General features: G+C 43.5%; 15 protein-coding genes and 1 tRNA gene. 11 read left to right on the top strand and 5 right to left on the bottom strand.

Going from position 1 to position 18,175, the window contains the following annotated elements:
- Positions 1 to 249: 249 nt before the first annotated feature.
- Positions 250 to 322: transfer RNA gene (locus tag G9Q97_RS19065), tRNA-Gln, on the bottom strand.
- A 371-nt stretch (positions 323 to 693) separates the two neighbouring features.
- Between G9Q97_RS19065 and G9Q97_RS19060 the strand changes: the two genes are divergently transcribed.
- Positions 694 to 3,447 (top strand): outer membrane beta-barrel protein, encoded by a 2,754-nt coding sequence (locus G9Q97_RS19060; RefSeq protein WP_166149777.1) that lies wholly within the window; start codon positions 694 to 696, stop codon positions 3,445 to 3,447.
- A gap of 168 nt (positions 3,448 to 3,615) precedes the next feature.
- Here G9Q97_RS19060 and G9Q97_RS19055 read toward each other — a convergent pair whose 3' ends face one another.
- A complete protein-coding gene (locus G9Q97_RS19055) occupies positions 3,616 to 4,719 on the bottom strand; it encodes a hypothetical protein (RefSeq protein ID WP_166149775.1) in 1,104 nt (367 codons plus the stop codon).
- A 131-nt stretch (positions 4,720 to 4,850) separates the two neighbouring features.
- Here G9Q97_RS19055 and G9Q97_RS19050 point away from each other — a divergent pair, with 131 nt between their 5' ends.
- The 9 genes from G9Q97_RS19050 to G9Q97_RS19010 all read left to right on the top strand — a co-directional run bounded on the left by G9Q97_RS19050 (position 4,851) and on the right by G9Q97_RS19010 (position 14,404).
- Positions 4,851 to 5,420, top strand: coding sequence for a uracil-DNA glycosylase family protein (locus tag G9Q97_RS19050; RefSeq protein ID WP_166149773.1), 570 nt, complete (start codon positions 4,851 to 4,853; stop codon positions 5,418 to 5,420).
- 51 nt (positions 5,421 to 5,471) lie between these two features.
- A complete protein-coding gene (locus tag G9Q97_RS19045) occupies positions 5,472 to 6,842 on the top strand; it encodes a Gfo/Idh/MocA family protein (protein ID WP_166149771.1) in 1,371 nt (456 codons plus the stop codon).
- A gap of 188 nt (positions 6,843 to 7,030) precedes the next feature.
- Positions 7,031 to 8,818: a hypothetical protein gene (locus tag G9Q97_RS19040; protein WP_166149769.1), complete on the top strand. Its 1,788-nt coding sequence runs from the start codon at positions 7,031 to 7,033 to the stop codon at positions 8,816 to 8,818.
- A 78-nt stretch (positions 8,819 to 8,896) separates the two neighbouring features.
- Positions 8,897 to 10,057 (top strand): hypothetical protein, encoded by a 1,161-nt coding sequence (locus tag G9Q97_RS19035; RefSeq protein ID WP_187357738.1) that lies wholly within the window; start codon positions 8,897 to 8,899, stop codon positions 10,055 to 10,057.
- 11 nt (positions 10,058 to 10,068) lie between these two features.
- Positions 10,069 to 10,458 (top strand): hypothetical protein, encoded by a 390-nt coding sequence (locus G9Q97_RS19030; protein ID WP_166149767.1) that lies wholly within the window; start codon positions 10,069 to 10,071, stop codon positions 10,456 to 10,458.
- A 247-nt stretch (positions 10,459 to 10,705) separates the two neighbouring features.
- Positions 10,706 to 12,964 (top strand): TonB-dependent receptor domain-containing protein, encoded by a 2,259-nt coding sequence (locus G9Q97_RS19025; protein WP_166149765.1) that lies wholly within the window; start codon positions 10,706 to 10,708, stop codon positions 12,962 to 12,964.
- A 91-nt stretch (positions 12,965 to 13,055) separates the two neighbouring features.
- Positions 13,056 to 13,535, top strand: coding sequence for a hemerythrin domain-containing protein (locus G9Q97_RS19020; RefSeq protein ID WP_166149763.1), 480 nt, complete (start codon positions 13,056 to 13,058; stop codon positions 13,533 to 13,535).
- A gap of 9 nt (positions 13,536 to 13,544) precedes the next feature.
- Positions 13,545 to 13,982, top strand: a complete 438-nt coding sequence (locus G9Q97_RS19015) for an RrF2 family transcriptional regulator (protein WP_166149761.1) — start codon at positions 13,545 to 13,547, stop codon at positions 13,980 to 13,982.
- 26 nt (positions 13,983 to 14,008) lie between these two features.
- The gene (locus tag G9Q97_RS19010; RefSeq protein ID WP_317168783.1) at positions 14,009 to 14,404 is read left to right on the top strand and encodes a group III truncated hemoglobin; all 396 of its coding nucleotides are present in this window, start codon (positions 14,009 to 14,011) and stop codon (positions 14,402 to 14,404) included.
- Between the two features lie 7 nt (positions 14,405 to 14,411).
- Here the strand turns inward: G9Q97_RS19010 and G9Q97_RS19005 are convergent, their stop codons facing one another.
- From G9Q97_RS19005 to nirK, 3 genes are read right to left on the bottom strand one after another with little or no spacing between them, the layout of a single operon-like run.
- The gene (locus G9Q97_RS19005; RefSeq protein ID WP_166149759.1) at positions 14,412 to 15,008 is read right to left on the bottom strand and encodes an SCO family protein; all 597 of its coding nucleotides are present in this window, start codon (positions 15,006 to 15,008) and stop codon (positions 14,412 to 14,414) included.
- Between the two features lie 54 nt (positions 15,009 to 15,062).
- Positions 15,063 to 15,827, bottom strand: a complete 765-nt coding sequence (locus tag G9Q97_RS19000; protein WP_166149757.1) for a formylglycine-generating enzyme family protein — start codon at positions 15,825 to 15,827, stop codon at positions 15,063 to 15,065.
- A complete protein-coding gene (nirK, locus tag G9Q97_RS18995) occupies positions 15,824 to 17,305 on the bottom strand; it encodes a copper-containing nitrite reductase (protein WP_166149755.1) in 1,482 nt (493 codons plus the stop codon). The genes G9Q97_RS19000 and nirK overlap by 4 nt, the downstream gene beginning before the upstream one ends.
- Before the next feature lie 240 nt (positions 17,306 to 17,545).
- On the opposite strand from nirK, the gene G9Q97_RS18990 reads away from it, so the two are divergent.
- Positions 17,546 to 18,172 carry a hypothetical protein gene (locus G9Q97_RS18990; protein WP_166149753.1) on the top strand — a complete coding sequence of 209 codons (627 nt, stop codon included), beginning with the start codon at positions 17,546 to 17,548 and terminating at the stop codon, positions 18,170 to 18,172.
- Positions 18,173 to 18,175 lie beyond the last annotated feature (3 nt).

Raw genomic sequence — 18,175 nt, 5'->3', positions numbered from 1 at the left:
AGCTGTTTATTTTTAGAATTTCCTATTAAATTAACCAACAAAAAATACCTCTTCGTCAAATCAACATTCCTGAAGGCAAACGACAACGGAAAAGAAACATGCCCGAACGGTTGCAGGCCGATCCTGCTTCCCTGCTGAGACTTCCGAAATTTGCTTATTGACCCCATTTCAACGGACATCATGTTTCAAAAAAGGGCAAAAAAAAAGACGAACCAAGTCGTCTTTTAATACTTTCATAAAAATAAATTGTTGGCCGACCAGGGCTCGAACCTGGACTCTTCTGGACCAAAACCAGACGTGTTGCCAGTTACACCATCGGCCAATATTCTAAATAAAGGATCGCTCCCTTTTTTAGTGTCACAAATGTAGCAGGACTTTTTTTTTAATGCAAACCCCATGTGCAAGAATTTTGTGTATTCGCTTTTAATCCCCTTATTGTCAGAAGTAAATTTTAATATCCTCCTACCACGCTGGATATTATTCCCCGATTGCTTTCTTTTCTTTTATAAAAAAGAGCTTGTTTATTTGGTTTATTTGTCAATAAAAATCGGTGTTTGGACCAAAGTGTAAATTGACCATATAAACCCATGATTTTTACTTTAACATAATTGGATTTGGTTTGGCTTGAATTTCTAGTCATTTTTCCGTTAAATATTTCGATTGCATCCAAACCTTTTAGCTTATTTTATTTCCATGAAATTCCATTTACCGCTTTTCACAGTTCTATTTGTTTTTTTTAGCTCGGCCACGCTTTACGGACAACAAAATTATTCGGGTACTATCATCGACAGCCAAACCAAGGAGCCTCTATTTGGTGCCTATGTATTTCTTAAGGACGGGCAAGGCGAAACCTTAAGCTCTTCCTACACCGATTTTGATGGGAAGTTTCAAGTCAAAAAGCCTGGATTGAATGAGTTTTTGGTGGAATTATCCTTTATAGGATACCAGACCTACCAGGAAATGGTCAAGGCACCTGAAGGCAATAATCTGGGAACTTTCGAACTGGTAAGTGACGGGCAGGAAATGGATGTGTTTGAGTTTTCAGCAGATGCACTCACAGGCGAAGTCCGGGGAGATACAGTTGCCTTCAATGCAAATGCCTTCAAAACCCGGCCCCAGGCCGATGCCGATGAACTGGTAAGGAAGATGCCAGGCGTAGTGATTCAGAATGGAGTGATTGAGGTGCAGGGAGAGGAAGTAATGGAAGTACTGGTAGACGGAAGGCCCTTTTTTGGAGACAATCCGGCTGCTGCCCTGAAAAACCTTCCGGCTCAGGTAGTCCTTAAAATTGAATTCCTGGACCAGAAAAGTGACGAGGCCCGGTTGACCGGTTTTGATGATGGCGAAACGACGAAGACCATCAATATCATCACCAAGCCCGGGATGCGCGCAGGCAGGTTTGGTAAATTTTATGGCGGATATGGTACCGATAACAATTACATCGCTGGCGGCAACATGAACTTCTTTAATGAAGCACAACGGTTATCGATTTTAGGCTTGAGCAATAATATCAACCAGCAAAATTTCGGGGAAGATGAATTGGGAAATATTGAAGGCGATGACAGTCGAAGGGGAGGAAACGAGCTGGCCGTAGGCGAATTACCCGGAATCACCAACACCAATGCAGTGGGAGTTAACTTTTCCGATGAATATCAGGACGAAAAGTTAAAGGTTACCGGCAATTATCTGTTTAACGACCGGGAAAATGTGTTGACACGAACTTCCTCCAGGGAATATATCCTGCCCAATGACAGTCTGCAGATTTACCAGGAGGACCGAAACAACCAGACCCGTACCCAAAGTCACCGCATGAGTGCAAGGATTGATTACAATATCAATGAGCGGCATGCACTTATTCTAAGGCCGAGAATAGGCCTGGACTATAGAAAATCCACTAACATTCGGGATGCCCGGAACCTGTTTGATACCAATACCCCCATCAGCAGCAATATCAACACAACAACCTCAGAACGGCAATCGCTGAACTTCAGAAATTCACTGAACTACAGGTATAATTTTACCAAGGAGGGCAGGGCATTGTCTACCTATGTGTATACCAGTACCTATGACAGTGACAGCAACTCAGATCTGGTAGCTGTGAACGAAAACTACCAAACTGGTAATATCGACTCCCTGATTCAGTTCAGGAACAATCTTTACTCCAGTTTTTACTTCAGTAGTGGGGTGAGTTATTTTGAGCCCATCAGCGAACGGTCCCGGTTAAGGATTGGGTACCGCCTGTCCAACAATGCCTCTGATACGGATCAGCAGGTAGAGATCCAGGATGCAGAAACGGATATGATCCGGCTGGATAGCGCATTGAGCAATCGCTTCGAAAACCAATACATGACCCATAGGGGGAGGTTGGGGTATAGTTACAATTCTGAAAAATTATCCATTTACAGTACGGTCAGCTATGAATCGGCCTCCATTGACAGCGACCGGCTGTTTCCGGGCTTTGAGAATACCCAAAGGAAATTTTCCAATGTGATTCCCAGGGTGGTGGTCAATTACCAATTGGGAGAATTCAGTAATATGCGGGTGGATTACAATACAGATACCGATGCTCCTTCCATCCGGCAATTGCAGGACGTGATCAGCAATGCCAACCCGCTGCAAATTTCCAATGGCAATCCGGACCTGGTACAGGAGTACAGCCACCGGCTGTTTACGCGATTCCGGAAGATCAATCCGGAAACCAACCGCTCTCTCATGTTCTTTTTGTATGGCAATATCCGAAACAATTATATCGGCAACGAAACCTTTGTTGCTGCAAAAGACACCTTGATCCAAAAAGATGTATTGCTGAATCAGGGCGGGCAGTACACCCGTCCGGTAAACCTTGACAACTATTACGTGTTTAGGCTATACGGAAGTTACGGATTCCCGCTAAAATTCATGAAGAGTAACCTGAATATCAATTCTTCCTACACAGTGCGCAACAGACCGGGGATCATCAATGGGCAGGAAAATTTCAACACCAATACCACCTTTAGTCAGGGCTTGAACCTGAGCAGCAATATCAATGAAAGTATAGACTTTAACCTTTCCACCAGAGGTAATTTTAGCAGTGTGAGCAGCAGTTTGCAACAGGATCTGGATAACAACTATTATACCCATAGGACCAGGGCAGATCTATTTTGGAATTTTCTTGGGGGTATTTTTGTAGGTACCAGCGTCAATCACCAGGTATATACCGGGCTTGGGGAGGATTTCGACAGAAGTGTCATGCTGGTAAACCTGGACTTGGGCTATCGCATTCCTCCGAGCAATAAGACCGAAATCAAATTGACGGTCTTTGACTTGTTAAACCAGAATGTAAGCATTGACCGGAACGTAACGGATGTTTACATAGAAGATGAAAGAACCCAGGTCCTGCGGCAGTTTTTCATGCTTTCCATCACCTATAACCTGAGGAGATTTGGGGGCTATGACATGGCGCTTTAAGCAAAAGGACATACCCTGCAAAATGCCCTGAATTTCCACTATTGGTCCGGGAATGTAGGAGATATCCGGCCGGTTTTCCTGTCTTATTCTGAAATTTCTACTTTATAGATCTGTATAAAATCCTCCTCTTTTTCAGCATTTAACCTGGATAGCCACCAAAGCTCGCCTTCACGTACCAGAAATTGCACGTAGTCCAGGGATTGGGGCAGGGAGAGTTGTTGAATGTCCCCCCCCGTGATGATCCATCAGGAAAAGGCCTGGTTCGTATTTTCCTGCGATACTCTCCATGAAGCTGCTGTTTTCCTCTGGGCTGCTGATTGCTTTATACCTCTCCTTATCTGCCATATCATATCCCGGGCTAACCGATGCAAGCAGGTAGTCGCCAAACACTTTAAGCGTATGTGTCCTGCCGGCCGATTGATCGACTGTAATGGATTTGGGGTCGGCTTCAGCCCTTTCGATTCCCTGGCCCATATTATAGTTTGGATAGGCAAGGGGTTTCCTTTCCAATAGGTTGTGGGGTGGATATATATCGTAAATGTTGAGGTGCGGGTCAGTTCCGGCAATAACCAGCAGTTTATCATCCGAAATGGTAAAGGTGGGGCTCATATCCAGAATTTCAAATGCTTTGCCCGAATTTCTGAAAGGACTTTCGGTTTCCAGGTGGATGATCCGCTCTGCTGTGCCCTTTTCGGGGTCAAATTTTACCAGAAGTTTGAATTGGTCATAATATTCGTCCTCCGTTTTGTTGTATTCACCCCAGGCAACCAGCCCTTTTTGAAAAAAAATCCCCTCATGTTCGATCAATTCCGCATCCGCTGCGGCACGACCGGAAAAAAAAGGTACCTCATCCTGGAAAGGCTTGTGGTAGGCCAACTCACCCTGGGCATCAAATTCGAAAAAACCTTTCTGTGAAATCAGAAAAATGTGATCGTCCTCCTTTATTTTAGCGGTACTCCAAAGATACCTCCCATAGCTGCCCTTATCATCCCCTTGTTTATCCAGACTTAGCAAGTGGTTACCATCAAAATCGGTCAGCAGGATAATGCCTCTCTGCCTGTCGTAAAGCAATACGCGCTCCCTGGATGGGTCCACATCCATCAGGTCCAATAATCCTGGATAGTCGATACGAATGCTATCGGTTTTTACCAGAGAAAGGGATCGACCATCCTTTTTCTTCTCCTGTTTGTTTTCCTCTTGGCAGGACAATGCAAGGAGAGAAATAGAAAATGAAAATGAAAAAAGGAACAGTGGTATGGGAAGGGATTTCATAACTTTTTTTTTGACTAACCTAATGGTTTAATATTAAAATAACAAATTGCCGTTTGATTTACTATTGTTTTCCGTTTTCGGTAAAAACGTATGGTTGTTGCTTGTGCAGATATCCTTAAATTTGCCTTACCATGAAACAACTTTTGGAAACCATAAGGGGGTGCAAGCTTTGCGAGGCTCAGCTTCCCCTGGGTGCCAGGCCCGTGCTGGCAGCCAGCAGGAACAGCAAAGTACTCGTGATCGGGCAGGCTCCCGGCACCGTCGTCCATGCTACCGGCATCCCCTGGAATGATGCCAGTGGGCGGGAACTAAGGCGCTGGATGGGCGTGGATGCCGATCTTTTCTATGACCCGGAGGTTTTCGGCATTGTGCCCATGGGGTTTTGTTATCCGGGAAAAGGCAAAGGAGGCGACCTGCCGCCCAGACCAGAATGTGCACCAACCTGGCATAGTACCATTATGGAGCAAATGCCTGATGTTCAATTGACCCTTTTGATCGGGCAGTATGCCCAGCGGTATTACCTGGGAAAGGAACGGAAGAAAAATCTGACTGAAACGGTGCGGAGTTTCTCCGACTACCTGCCCGAATTTTTTCCTTTGGTCCATCCCTCACCCAGAAATATCAGGTGGCAAAGAAGGAATCCCTGGTTTGAGGAGCAGGTGGTACCGGAATTGAAGAGCAGGCTGTCCATGATTATTTGAAAGCCGGCAACATTTTTTTTGTCAGAATAGTAAAAAAACGTATTTTAAGGCATGGAAAATAAACACAGGCGTTCTTTTTTGAAAAAAGCAGGTATAGCAGCTTCTTCGCTGTTGGTAGCCCCCACCATTATTCCCGCCTCGGCCTTGGGAAGAAATGGATTTACTGCCCCATCCGACCGGATTACCATGGCATTTATCGGTGCTGGAAATCAGGCGGGCAATGATGTGCAAGGTTTTCTTCCCGATAGTAGAGTGCAGGTTACCGCCATATGCGATGTCAACAAAAAGAGCCCGGGGTATTGGAATGGAAAAGTAGCCGGCAGGGAATATATCCAACAGGTGGTAGATGATTTTTATTCGGAAAAGCACGGTACATCCTACCGCTCTGCCGAAGGCTATACTGATTTCAGGGAAGTTTTGCAAAATAAAGCCATTGATGCCGTGGAAGTGGTTACCCCTGATCACTGGCATGCCATTCCCGTGATGATGGCCGCAGCCGCAGGGAAACATATTTATTGTCAGAAACCCCTTTCCCTGACGGTGGAAGAGGGCAGGGCCATGAGCGATGCGGTACGTAAATATGGTGTTACTTTTCAGACTGGCAGTCAACAGCGGTCCAGCCATCATTTCAGGAGGGTTTGCGAACTGGCCAGGAATGGGCGGCTTGGAGAACTGCACACCGTTACCTGCGGGCTCCCGGGGGGCACCCCGGATTTTGGAAAAACCGGACATTTGACGGAAACCATCCCGGTGCCAAAGGATTTTGATTATGACATGTGGCTGGGGCCTGCACCCGAAGCACCCTATAGTCCTTGCCGAACGCATGTGAATTACCGTTGGATCATGGATTATTCAGGAGGGAACGTGACGGATTGGGGCGGACACCATCCGGATATCGCCCAGTGGGGTATGGGAACAGACCATACCGGACCTGTGAAAATACAAAATGCCCAGGCTGTCTGGTCTGACCATCCTGTCTGGAATACAGCGGTGCGATTTTATTTTGAATGCGTTTACCAAAGTGGCATCAAGCTGATCATCCAAAGCGACAAGGATTTTGGGGTGACTTTTGAAGGAACTGAGGGCTCTGCCTGGGCTACAAGGGGGGAGCATAAAATCAATCCGGAAAAGCTGGCCGATACCAACATTGGTCCCGGTGAAACTTCCCTTTATGTCAGTGAAAATCATTACAGGAATTTTGTCGATTGTATTTTTTCGGGAGAAGAAACCATAGCACCGGCTGAGGTAGGACACCGGTCCATTTCCCTTGCCCACCTGGGGAATATCGCCATGATGCTTGGGCAAGACCTGGATTGGGATCCTGTAAATGAACAGTTTACAGGTAATTTTGCCGCCAATCAGTTGCTTTCCAGAAAGATGAGAGAACCCTGGGGTGCTTTGTTCAGACAATATAAGGTATAGCAAACTCCCTTGTTTCACAGGAGTAGCTTTATAATACCTCTATGCTGCTGTTTGAAACCTGTTGATGTTTTATGACAAAAGTCATTTTTTACCCTGATAGCCCTTAGCTTTTTGGGCTTGATAGGAGGATAACTTTGTGAGATAATCAGAGCCAGAATTCTGGCCAGATGTCTTTTAAATTATTGCTTATGTTTTCAGCTCATCATTTTCATATTCCGGTAATGGGATTGGGTTTTACGGTAGATTCACCCATTAAAGTCGCCAAATATGGCATTTCATCTGTGGTTTCCATCATGGACGACCAGCTTTTGGAAGACATGCGCAGACGCTACAGTCGGGAATTGACCATTCCCTATATTGCCATAAATGAGAAGGAAGCCGATTGCCGGGCGAAAAGAATTGAGGCTTATCTGGACTTATTGCATTACATCATACAGCGGCAAATGAGGGAACTCAATGGTCAGGATTTTGGGCTGGATAAAGAAATCAACCAGTATTTTGATCTCTTACCCATGGATCATCCTGCAGCCAAATTGTACCTGAAAATGAAGAATGCTGCGGGTTTTGAAAAGCTGGACTTGCAGGAAGAGCTAAGAAAATTCCTGGTTCCCGGCAGGACGGATGTCAATATCATGACAAAGGTCGACAAGACAAACTACGCCAAGTCAGGCGAAGCCTTGGGTAGAGAATATTCCGATGCCCTTTCAGCTTTACGGGGTTTTGCGAAAAGTAAACTGGAAGGCGGCCTGGTGTTTTCTGCTGGTATGAATCCTTCTTTATATAGTTATCTGGAAGAATTTGACGCCTTCTTTCCAGACAAAGCGGGTGTTATCAGAAAACCCGTTATATTAAAGGTCTCTGATTACCGATCCGCATTGATACAGGGTAAATTTTTGGCAAAAAAAGGAATTTGGGTTTCGGAGTTCAGGATAGAGTCTGGATTAAATTGTGGAGGACATGCATTTGCCACAGATGGCTTACTGGCAGGTCCAATCCTGGATACCTTCAAAGAAAACCGAAAAGAATTGGGCCTAACCCTTCACCAGATGTGCCAGGAAGCATTGATACAAAAGGGGAGGAATGTATTGCCGGAAGGCATCCAAAACAAGGTTACCTATCAGGGAGGAATTGGGAATGCGGAAGAAAACCGATTTCTAATGGATTATTATCAATTGGATGGAACCGGATGGGGAAGCCCTTTTTTATTGGTCCCTGAAGCTACAAGTGTGGATGAAGATACCTTGCAGCGGATTTTGAAGGCAAAAAAATCGGATTTTTACCTGAGTCATGCCTCACCCCTGGGGATTCCTTTCAATAACCTGAGAAACAGCAGTGCCGAGGAACAGAGAAAATCCAGGATAGAAAAAGGCCGGCCGGGAAGCCCCTGTTACAAAAAGTTTCTTTCTTTCAATACCGATTTCACAGAAAAACCCATTTGCACGGCCTCCAGACAATACCAGAACCTGAAAGTCAAACAACATGCCAATGGTGAAATCAGCAAAGAAGAGGTTGATGCCGTATTGGAAAAAGATTGCCTGTGTGAAGGCTTAAGTGCTCCGGCCATATTAAGTGGAGGAGAGATGCCCAGAAGAAACCTCAAAGCAGTGACTATCTGTCCCGGTCCCAACCTGGCTTATTTTAAAGGTGTGTTTAGTTTAAAGGAAATGGTAGATCATATTTATGGGAAAGTCGCTCTTAAACTGGATCCCGAAAGGCCTCATGTGTTTATCAAGGAGCTGCAACTGTACCTGCAACACCTAAAGATAGAAATCAGTAAGACAATCACTGAGAACAATAAAAAACAAGAAGCCTACCTGGAAAAATTCAGAAAAAACCTCTTTGAAGGAATCAATTATTACCAGGAATTGATAACTGTTTTTGCCATTGATGCAGCTTCAGGTATGGAAAAAATCAGACATCAGTTGGATGGTTTGAAAATGGAACTGCAGGAATTGACACCTGACCTGATCAATTAAACACCTCATTTGAGAGGGTACAGCCTCGATAGCTGAGGTATTCGTTCAATACTGAAACCATTTTTGGATTATTAGACCATGAAATCGATTCAACCAGCCTTGCTTATTCCATTTATAATAGTGGGATTGCTTTTCGGGATCATTGGTGGCTGGATTCGATTAGGCCATATGGCATTTCCAATCGGGGAAGCAGCAGCGCATCATGGGCTATTGATGGTGGGTTGTTTTCTGGGCTCTTTGATTTCACTGGAAAGGGCCATGGTCATGAAAAGCAAGCTTTGGTTGGCTGTTCCCTTATTGAGTGCCATATCCATGCCTTTTATGTTGGTTGGCTGGCCTGGTCTCGGCGCATATATGCTTCTGGCTGCCAGTTTGGGATTGGTAGCTATCATGTATTTTCAGACCATTAAGGTTGCTGAAATTTATTCCTATATCATCGCTATGGGAGCGGCAGCCTGGATGTTGGGCAATTTTGCTTATGTGTATTCGGATTTTGTACCCATGGCGACAGGCTGGTGGATGGCATTTTTGTTGTTTACCATTTTGGGAGAGCGGATGGAATTGAGCAAATTTTTACCCACCCCCAAATGGGCAGGGTTGTTGTTTTATGCCGGGATTGGCGTTTTTGGTTTGGGACTTTTGCTTCCGTTTCACCAATGGGGCAACACCGTTTTGGGTATTGCTTTGTTGTGCCTGGCGCTATGGCTTTTCCGATTTGATATGGCCAGGTATGCTGCGAGAAAGCCAGGGCAGTTTCGGTATATAGGAATTGGATTGCTAACCGGATATTTTTGGTTGGCTTTAAATGGCTGGATCATGGGATGGATGGAAGACCATCCTTTTTATTATGATTTGTATTTGCATACTTTTTTTCTGGGCTTTACCTTTTCCATGATTTGGGCTCATGCACCCATCATTTTGCCCATGGTGTTTAAACTTCAGATCAATATCTTTCATCCTGTGCTTTGGTTGGGTTGGATCATGTTTCAGGTCACTTTGGCTGGGCGGATTGTCTCGGCCTGGCTTGGGGATGCGACATGGAGGAAGTTATTTGGTGTAGCAAATGGTTGGGTTATTTTGATCATGTTCCTGCTGATGGGGACTTTATTTATCTACCGGAAAAACCGAATAAAATCCAGGGTGGCGAAAAAGCATCAGCCTTTTTATTCGAAAGATCAAAAATTGGAGATAGAAGGTGGCAGTGATGTATATTACAAAAAAGAGAAAATGAATTCCTGATTTTTACAGGTATGATTAGAACGTTTACCTATAGTGTTTTGATTGGTATCCTTCTGCTGAATGGCATGGGGGCTACTTTGGTGCAAATGGATTTTTTAATCAATAGGGATAGGATCGCAGCATTATTTTGTATCAATCAGGACAAACCAGAATTGGCATGTGAGGGAAGTTGTGAATTGAGCAAAAGGCTTGAAAAAACAAAAGAGAACGAAACTGAAAATAATCGAATGACCCTGGAGGAGATACATTTGGTATTTATTGCCCCGTTACATCAGGAAAAGGTAGAGCAGGTTTCGGGAATGCCATTATTTGATTCTAAAATCGGTTTTCCCCATGAAATGATCGATCATTTTTCAGCTGCAGGTGTATTTCACCCACCAAAATACAATTTTTCGCTGTAGGGTACCGCCCAAAAAAATCCATTTTATTCTATTTTCTCTGACAGCAGACAGGGCATTATTTATATGCTCTTTCATTCTCTACCGAGGTTAACAAACAGAAAATCCTATTGATTGCCAGTTTAGGTATTTAATGAAGAGGATCAATGGATTACCCCTTTTTTGGGAAAAGCAGGTACCAAACGGAAATCCTGAATTATTCATTTACTACCAATCAAATATGTTGGTTTAAAGCCAGCAAGCATTTGTTATGAGAACTTACACAAAATTTATACTTCCTGTCTTTATCGTATTAGTATTGATATTTACTTCCGCTCAGGCACAAGGGATAAAACCCCTGATTTTCCTTGACGAGGTGGATGAGGAACCAATTATTGGGATATCTTTTCAATATAAAGATCAAAATGGCAGTAGTGATGCTTCTGGAATCATTTTCCTGGAATTTATTCCCGAGGAATCCTTGCACTTGAGTCATGTCAATTATGGTCACTGGACACTGGGCCCGGCAGAAGTTGCCAGTGCATTGAAAGAGGGTAAGTATTATAAAAAGCAAATATTTGTCATGTTACAACCTGTGTCTGTAATTTCACTAAAAATGCAGGATGCAAAGGACCAACAAATTCATGTTTCGGACGAGGAAAAGATCCATCATGATGCTGGAGCCGTATTGAACATGAACCCGCTGGTATCATCAATCAGGAAAAGTGGATCCTTCGGATTTGATCCTGTGATAAGGGGGTTCAAATACGATCAGCTCAATGTAGTTGTGGATGGCTTGCAAAGCGCCAGTGCCGCCTGTCCTAACCGAATGGATCCGCCTACTTCCCAGATTGCTTTAAACAGGATGAACAGGGTGGAATTGCTCAAAGGTCCCCACGCTTTAAGATATGGTATAGGTTTGGGGGGAACCATTAATTTTATTCGGGAAGCGCCGGGATTCACTGATAAGAATGAGATGTATGGAAGGGTTTCCAGTATGTTTGAAAGCAATGGTGCAGTCTGGCGGAATGAAGGGAAGTTGGGTTGGACTGGAAGAAAGTTTGATATTGGGTTACTGGGATCCTGGTCTAAAGGAAAAGCCTACAAAGATGGCGAAGGTACCCTGGTGCCTTCAGATTTTATGCGGGGTACGGTAGGTATATTTGCTGATGTTAAATTAGGAGCTTCTGACCAGTTGGAGTTTTCGGTCAATAGAAACTTTGCAAGGGACGTTGATTTTCCAACATTGGGAATGGATCTTCGCTCTGATGATACCTGGATGGGTAACTTGAAGCATATAAAAACTTCCACAGGCAAGCATATGAAGCGGTGGACCAATGCCATTTATATGAGCAAGGTAAATCATTTGATGGACAATGGTTTAAGAGATTTAATCCCCAGAATGATGGATGTCAAGACACCTGCTGAAACCCAAAACATGGGAGGGAGGACAGAGGGTGAATGGCTATTTGGGCAGTCCAAATTGTATGCCGGGGCCGATTTTAGAATAGAAAAAGCAGAGGGGATCAGGGAAAGGAAATTTCTTATGGGCCCAAATACAGGAAAAAGCTTTTATGATAATGCCTGGCAGGAATCACAAATTTTAAAAGCCGGATTATTTGGTATGTATCAATTCCAGTTTCATAAAAACTTCATTAGTTTTTCAGGGAGGTTAGATTTGAACCAGGCAAAGATGCTGGACCCCTCAGCAGAGTTTATGGAACAATCATCCATTGATGGTGTTGATCAGTTTAATCCAGGCATTTCTTTAGGTTGGCAAAGGGAATTGGGGAAAGATTTCAATTTTGGTCTATGGATTGCAAAGGTTAGGCGAAGTGGTAGTCTTACAGAGCGTTTTATCAACTATTTTCCGGTTGGAATAGATCCATATGAAATGCTGGGTAACCCGGATTTAAATTCAGAGACCAACAACCAGCTGGATATGGTCTTCGGTTTTACCCATGAAAAATTGACAATGAGTATTAGTTTATTCGGAGCATACTTGCAGGATTACATTACAGGAAAAATTGTAGCACTTCCTCCACGCTTACCAACAAGCCCCGGGGTTAGGAAGTTTATCAACATTGATGATGCTGTCACAACTGGTTTTGAATTTTCTTTTGGTCATAAATTATGGTCAGGTTGGTCTCAGCAAATAATGATGGCTTACACCTATGGTCAAAACCTTAGTGCCAATGAAGCACTTCCTGAAATTGCTCCCCTGGATCTACGGTATATTTTGAGCACTAGCCATTTTGATGATCAATTAAAAACCTCATTAAAGTGGCGTTTGGTTACTTCTCAGCCAAGAATTTCAGAAAGCTTTGGGGAAAAAGAAACTCCTGGATTTCACTTACTTGATCTGGAGTCAAGTTATGCCTTGAATTCCTCCTGGACGTTCAGTGGCAGCATTCAGAATATCCTAAACGAGACTTATTATGAACACTTAAACCGTCCCATCGGAATGATGGGAGTGCCTTTATTTGGTCCTGGAAGAAATTTCACGCTTCTGCTAAGGTATTCATTCTAATAAAAGATAAAAATGTATTTTATTTTAATAGGAATCTGCTTACATTTGTTCGTGTGGCTTATAGAAGAGAAGGAATTAAATCAAACACGTTATGGGTAAACCACTGAAGAGACATCCGGCACTGGTGCCACTTTCTCAGGATCATCATTTTGGCTTGTTACTGGTATGGAAAATCAGGAAGGGACTGAAAAAGGAATTGGATACTGATCGCATACTTAAATACATTGATTATTATTACAGCGAACACCTGGAGCCACATTTCCAATTGGAAGAACGCCACATTTTTTCTTTTCTGGGCCGGAATGACCTGATGCGAAAGGAAGTGGAGAAACAACATGCCCATCTGAGGGAGCTCATTGAGGAATTGTATAAAGAGCAGGAAGAAGTGAATGAGCTTCTGGAAAAGTTTGCAGGCGATTTGGAAGCACATATCCGTTTTGAAGAGAGGAAACTTTTTCAACACATGCAAGTGGAACTTAAGGAAGACGAGCTTCTGGAAATGCAAGAAATTGTGGACCGGATCCATGAAAAGACAACAGAAAAATGGCAGGATCAATTTTGGGCAAATTAGAAATAAAAAATGTTTTCGAAAGCATGTGAATATGGCATAAGGGCTGTAATATATATATGGTCCCAGAGCAAAAAAGGCAATAAATTAGGGGTAAAGGATATCTGTAAGGAAATAGATGCGCCTGAATATTTTACTGCCAAAATTTTGCAGGCCCTGGCCAGACAGGATATCGTCAGTTCTACTAAAGGGCCCAATGGAGGGTTTTACATAGATAAGGAGCAGGAAAACATTCATTTGATGGATTTGGTGGTAGCCATAGACGGAGATAAACTCTTTTATGGATGCGGGTTGGGATTGAAACAGTGCTCAGCAGCCAATCCTTGTCCCATCCATCATGAATACAAGGAAATCAGGGAGGGATTGGCCAGGTTACTCAAGACAAAAACACTCAGAGAACTGGCTGAAGAAGTATCCAGTGGCAAAGCTACCCTGCATTCAATTATATAAGGTAAGTTCAATTAAATTGGTTTATAGTGGGGCAGAAGGTTAAAATAGAGGAAATTGAGCAAATCAGGAGTTTGGTGGATAGTTTTTATGATAAAGTAAAAACCGACCCCATTTTGGCACCAATTTTTGAACAAAGAATCAAAGGTGATTGGGGCAAACACCTGGATAAAATGTATCGGTTTTGGCAAACGGTGCTGTTGGAAGAACACACCTACTATGGCAGCCCTTTTACGCCTCATGCCAGCATGCCGGTGAATGAACAGCATTTTGAGCGCTGGCTGGAGCTTTTTAATGCTACTGTCAAGGAAAAATTTACAGGAGATAAGGCAAAAGAGGCCATTTGGCGAGCAGAAAAAATGGGCATGATGTTTCAGGCCAAAATAAAATATTACCGCGAAAATGAAATTTATCCTTTAAAATAAGGGGCCTTTATGGCCCGCTTACTTCGATTATTTTTTGGACGATTTCATCGTTCTGTAGTCCCAATCCCTCTTTCTGGTATCGCAATACACCCTGATCATCAAATACACTGATGATATTGGAATGTGAAAAATCCATGGGGTCAATTCTTTTGTATTTCATCGAAAGGATATTGGCAAAATCCCTTACTCCTGATTCCGTTCCTTGTAAAAAAAGCCATTGCGCTCCATCCATTTGGTTGGCTTTTGCAAACTGTTTTAATTTCTCAGGACTGTCGTTCAGGGGATCGATACTTACCAATATGTATCTGGGTTGCCGGGAAACATTTGGCTTTGTCTTTTCCTCAATTTGTCGCATATCTGCCACCAATCTGGGACAAGCGGTTTTGCAGGCGGTGTAAATCATGACTACCACCAAGGGCTGCCCCTTAAGGTTTATGAAAGAGATTTTTTCTCCATCCTGGGTATTCCAATCTGAAGGCAGGTGGTAAATGGACATGTCATGCAGCTCCTCCTGTTCCACATTTAAGTTATATTGAAGGCTGTTGTCATTGCTGCAGGAGGATAAAATACCTGCAAGGCAGCACAAAAGGATTGAATTTTTCATTTGTTTCAAGGGTTAAGCGATGTTCTTTTACTTTTTTATTGAAGTTTGATCCTTTCAGGGAGGCATGTTTTTGGCACATCTGAAACCTAAGGTTGACAGGCTATTCCGGGCATTGAGACTTGAACGCATGGCATAGCGCATAAAGGCGGCATAGTTCATCAGGTCATTGGCGCCCAGGGCACCGCTGGCACAAAAGAGACCCAGGTCTGTGTTGCCATAATTGCGGGACTCTCCGGTAAGGATGATCGCATTGAAATCCATGGTCCATTCCCAAACCATGCCGTGCAGGTCCGTAACTCCCCATATATTTTTTTCCTGATTTCCAACCTGTTGCAGGTAAGTTTTTGGTTTTTCGTAGCTGCGTAAAATGGCCAGGTTAAACAGGCTGTCTTTCCTGGCATCCTTCAGGGAAGCACTTGCCATGGCTACATACTCCCATTCATCCACCGTCGGAAGACGTTTGCCCTGACATTCACAGTAAGCCTTGGCAGCAAACCAGGAAACATGGTTTACAGGACTGTCCTGCAGCGATTGGGGAAAAGAGAGGTCTCCATCCCAAAAATCCAGGTATCTTTGATCTGCAAAGAGGCCAATTACTGCTGATTTTCTCCATTTGGGATTTTTTTCTACAAAGTTTAGGTAATCCAAATGGGTTACAGGTATAGGGTCCAGATAAAAGTCAGCTACCCGCACCTGTGTTTGGGAAGCTCCGTATAGCGGGGTATACACCCCGCCACTGATCGGAACCATCGTTTCTTCCTGTGCTTGAAGGCCAAAAGAGAATAAAAATAAAGCCGCTATGGGGATTGAAATTTTCATTTTCTTCTGCTTTTTACCATTTCCGGACTCACCAGGGTACCATTGTTATTCCAGCTATTATATACATAAGTCAATACATTGGCGACCTCTTCATCGCTGAGCTGCTGGGCGGGCATGATGCTATTGTATTTTTTGCCGTTTACTTCTATTTCACCGGAAAGGCCAAAAAGTAGCGCATCAATGCTGCGGTTGATATCTTCATTCAGGAAATCTGATTGGGCGAGTGGAGGAAAGGCATTGGGAATACCCTCTCCATTGGATTGGTGGCAGGCAAAGCAGGCTTGCATGTACATCTTTTTACCCGCCTCAATTCTATCTGATTTGCTCAGGTCTTTTGGAACTTCGATATTCAGTTCACTTTCGGGCATGTTCTGAATAACACTACCTTCAGGCAGGTAAATGCCTTCCATGATTTCACCGGCAAATACTTTTGGATTTTCTTCTCCGCTTACCGCCAATACTCCTAATGCACCTTTATTGAAAGCCCTGAATATGGAATGATCCACCAACACCAGATTAGAAGGAACATCAGCCACGAATTCCAGGATAGCTGCTCCCCCGGCAGGAACCAGGGTGGTCTGCACATTGGTATTGATCTGGCTGCCTCCTTCCACATATACTTTGTCAAAAATTTCACCGATGACATGGAAAGAGGAGGCAAGGTTGGGTCCACCATTTCCAAAGAAAATTCGAATACTTTCTCCTGTTTTTGCCGTCAGGGCATTTTCTCCTGAAAGTCCATTGACACTGCCGTTGAATACCACGTAATCAGGATTCTCATCAATGGCCTTCTGCATGTTAAATGGTTGCAGACCGGCCTGCCCAAATTTCCCCTCTGTATAAAAATCTCCCTGCATGACATAGAATTCTTTGTCTACCGGAGGTAATCCACCCTCAGGCTCTACCAATATCAGCCCGTACATCCCATTGGCCACGTGCATGCCGACCGGGGCAGTTGCACAATGGTAAACATACAAACCTGGATTGATGACTTTAAAAGAAAAGGTTTTTTCCTGACCAGGTGCAACAAAAGAGGCCTCTGCTCCTCCGCCCTGACCGGTTACCGCATGCAGGTCAATGTTGTGGGGAAGTTTGTTGTCGGGATGGTTTTTGATTTTGAATTCTACCAAATCGCCCACCCTGGTTCTTACAAAAGAACCCGGTACCGTCCCTCCAAAAGTCCAATACAAGTAAGTCACCCCATCTGCCATTTCCGCTTCCTTTTCAATGATTTCCATTTCCATGTAAAGTTTTTTGGCAGGCCGGTTTCCTACCGGGGCAGGTACCAGGGGTGGACTTGTCAATTCAGCTACTTCTTCTCCATAAATCTTGATATTGGCGTATTCATCAGCACTTCGGGAAAAGTATTTTTTCTGGCCCTGCTCCTCCGTCCCACAGGAAAAAGTGGTTCCGATCAAAAATAATATAAAAAGATATTTTAATCCTTTTATTAGGTAAATTTTTTCTTTCGTCTTCATGTTCTTTATTTTTTTAGCGATTAAAAATGCTTACAGAACTTTTTTTGATTGTTTGTTGCTGTAAAAATAGGATTGGAAACACAAGCAGTTGCTAACTTTTATTAGAATAAAACATGACTTTTATCAGTTAATTGTATGGATTAGCCTGGTAAAATTCCACATTATACATTAATTTTCAAGGTATTTTAAATCCCATAAAAATCAAGCTTTATTTAAATATCATTTAATGGCCTTCAAATCATGAAATTTTCACATTGTGTTATTTTATTTATTGTATCTCTTTTCTTTAGTCATCAGGTTCCGACCTTTGCCCAATCGGTAAATTCCCTATTATTCCGGGAGGACTTTAAAGAGATTCCTGCCGAAACGCCGGTAACTCAGGAGCACCTGGCAAATAGGGAATTGAGTTTACATTTATACGGTGCAGCCAAACAGCAGCTGAAAAAAAGTAATCATCCGGAGATCCCGAATGACCCTTTTTATATTTGGTCAGGCAATTGTGAGGGCAATTGGGCCATGGCCCTATCCTGGCAGGACAAATCGGTGGATTTGAGTCATGGCGGTAAAATCAGGTGGAAGAGCAGGCAATCTGGTTTTCGCCAACTTCGGTTGGTCCTGGAATTGGCAGATGGAAGCTGGATCGTGAGTGAGGATCATGTAGGAGAAACCACGGACTGGGTGATATCTGAATTTGAACTTGGTAAAATGAAGTGGCGGAATCTGAATATGCAGACCATTATTGAGGGAAAAACTGCAGGGGATCCTGACCTTTCAAAAGTGCTCAAAATAGGCATTTCTGACCTGATGGTTGGGGGAGGGACTCCTGCAAGCTCCCGGCTGGATTGGATTGAGGTTTATGGGAAATAGAAA

Origin of the sequence: Cyclobacterium plantarum (assembly GCF_011290685.1) — a bacterium.
Taxonomy (GTDB): Bacteria; Bacteroidota; Bacteroidia; order Cytophagales; family Cyclobacteriaceae; genus Cyclobacterium; species Cyclobacterium plantarum.
Note: the sequence above shows the minus strand (reverse complement) of the source record. Positions and strands in the feature narration are given on the sequence as shown.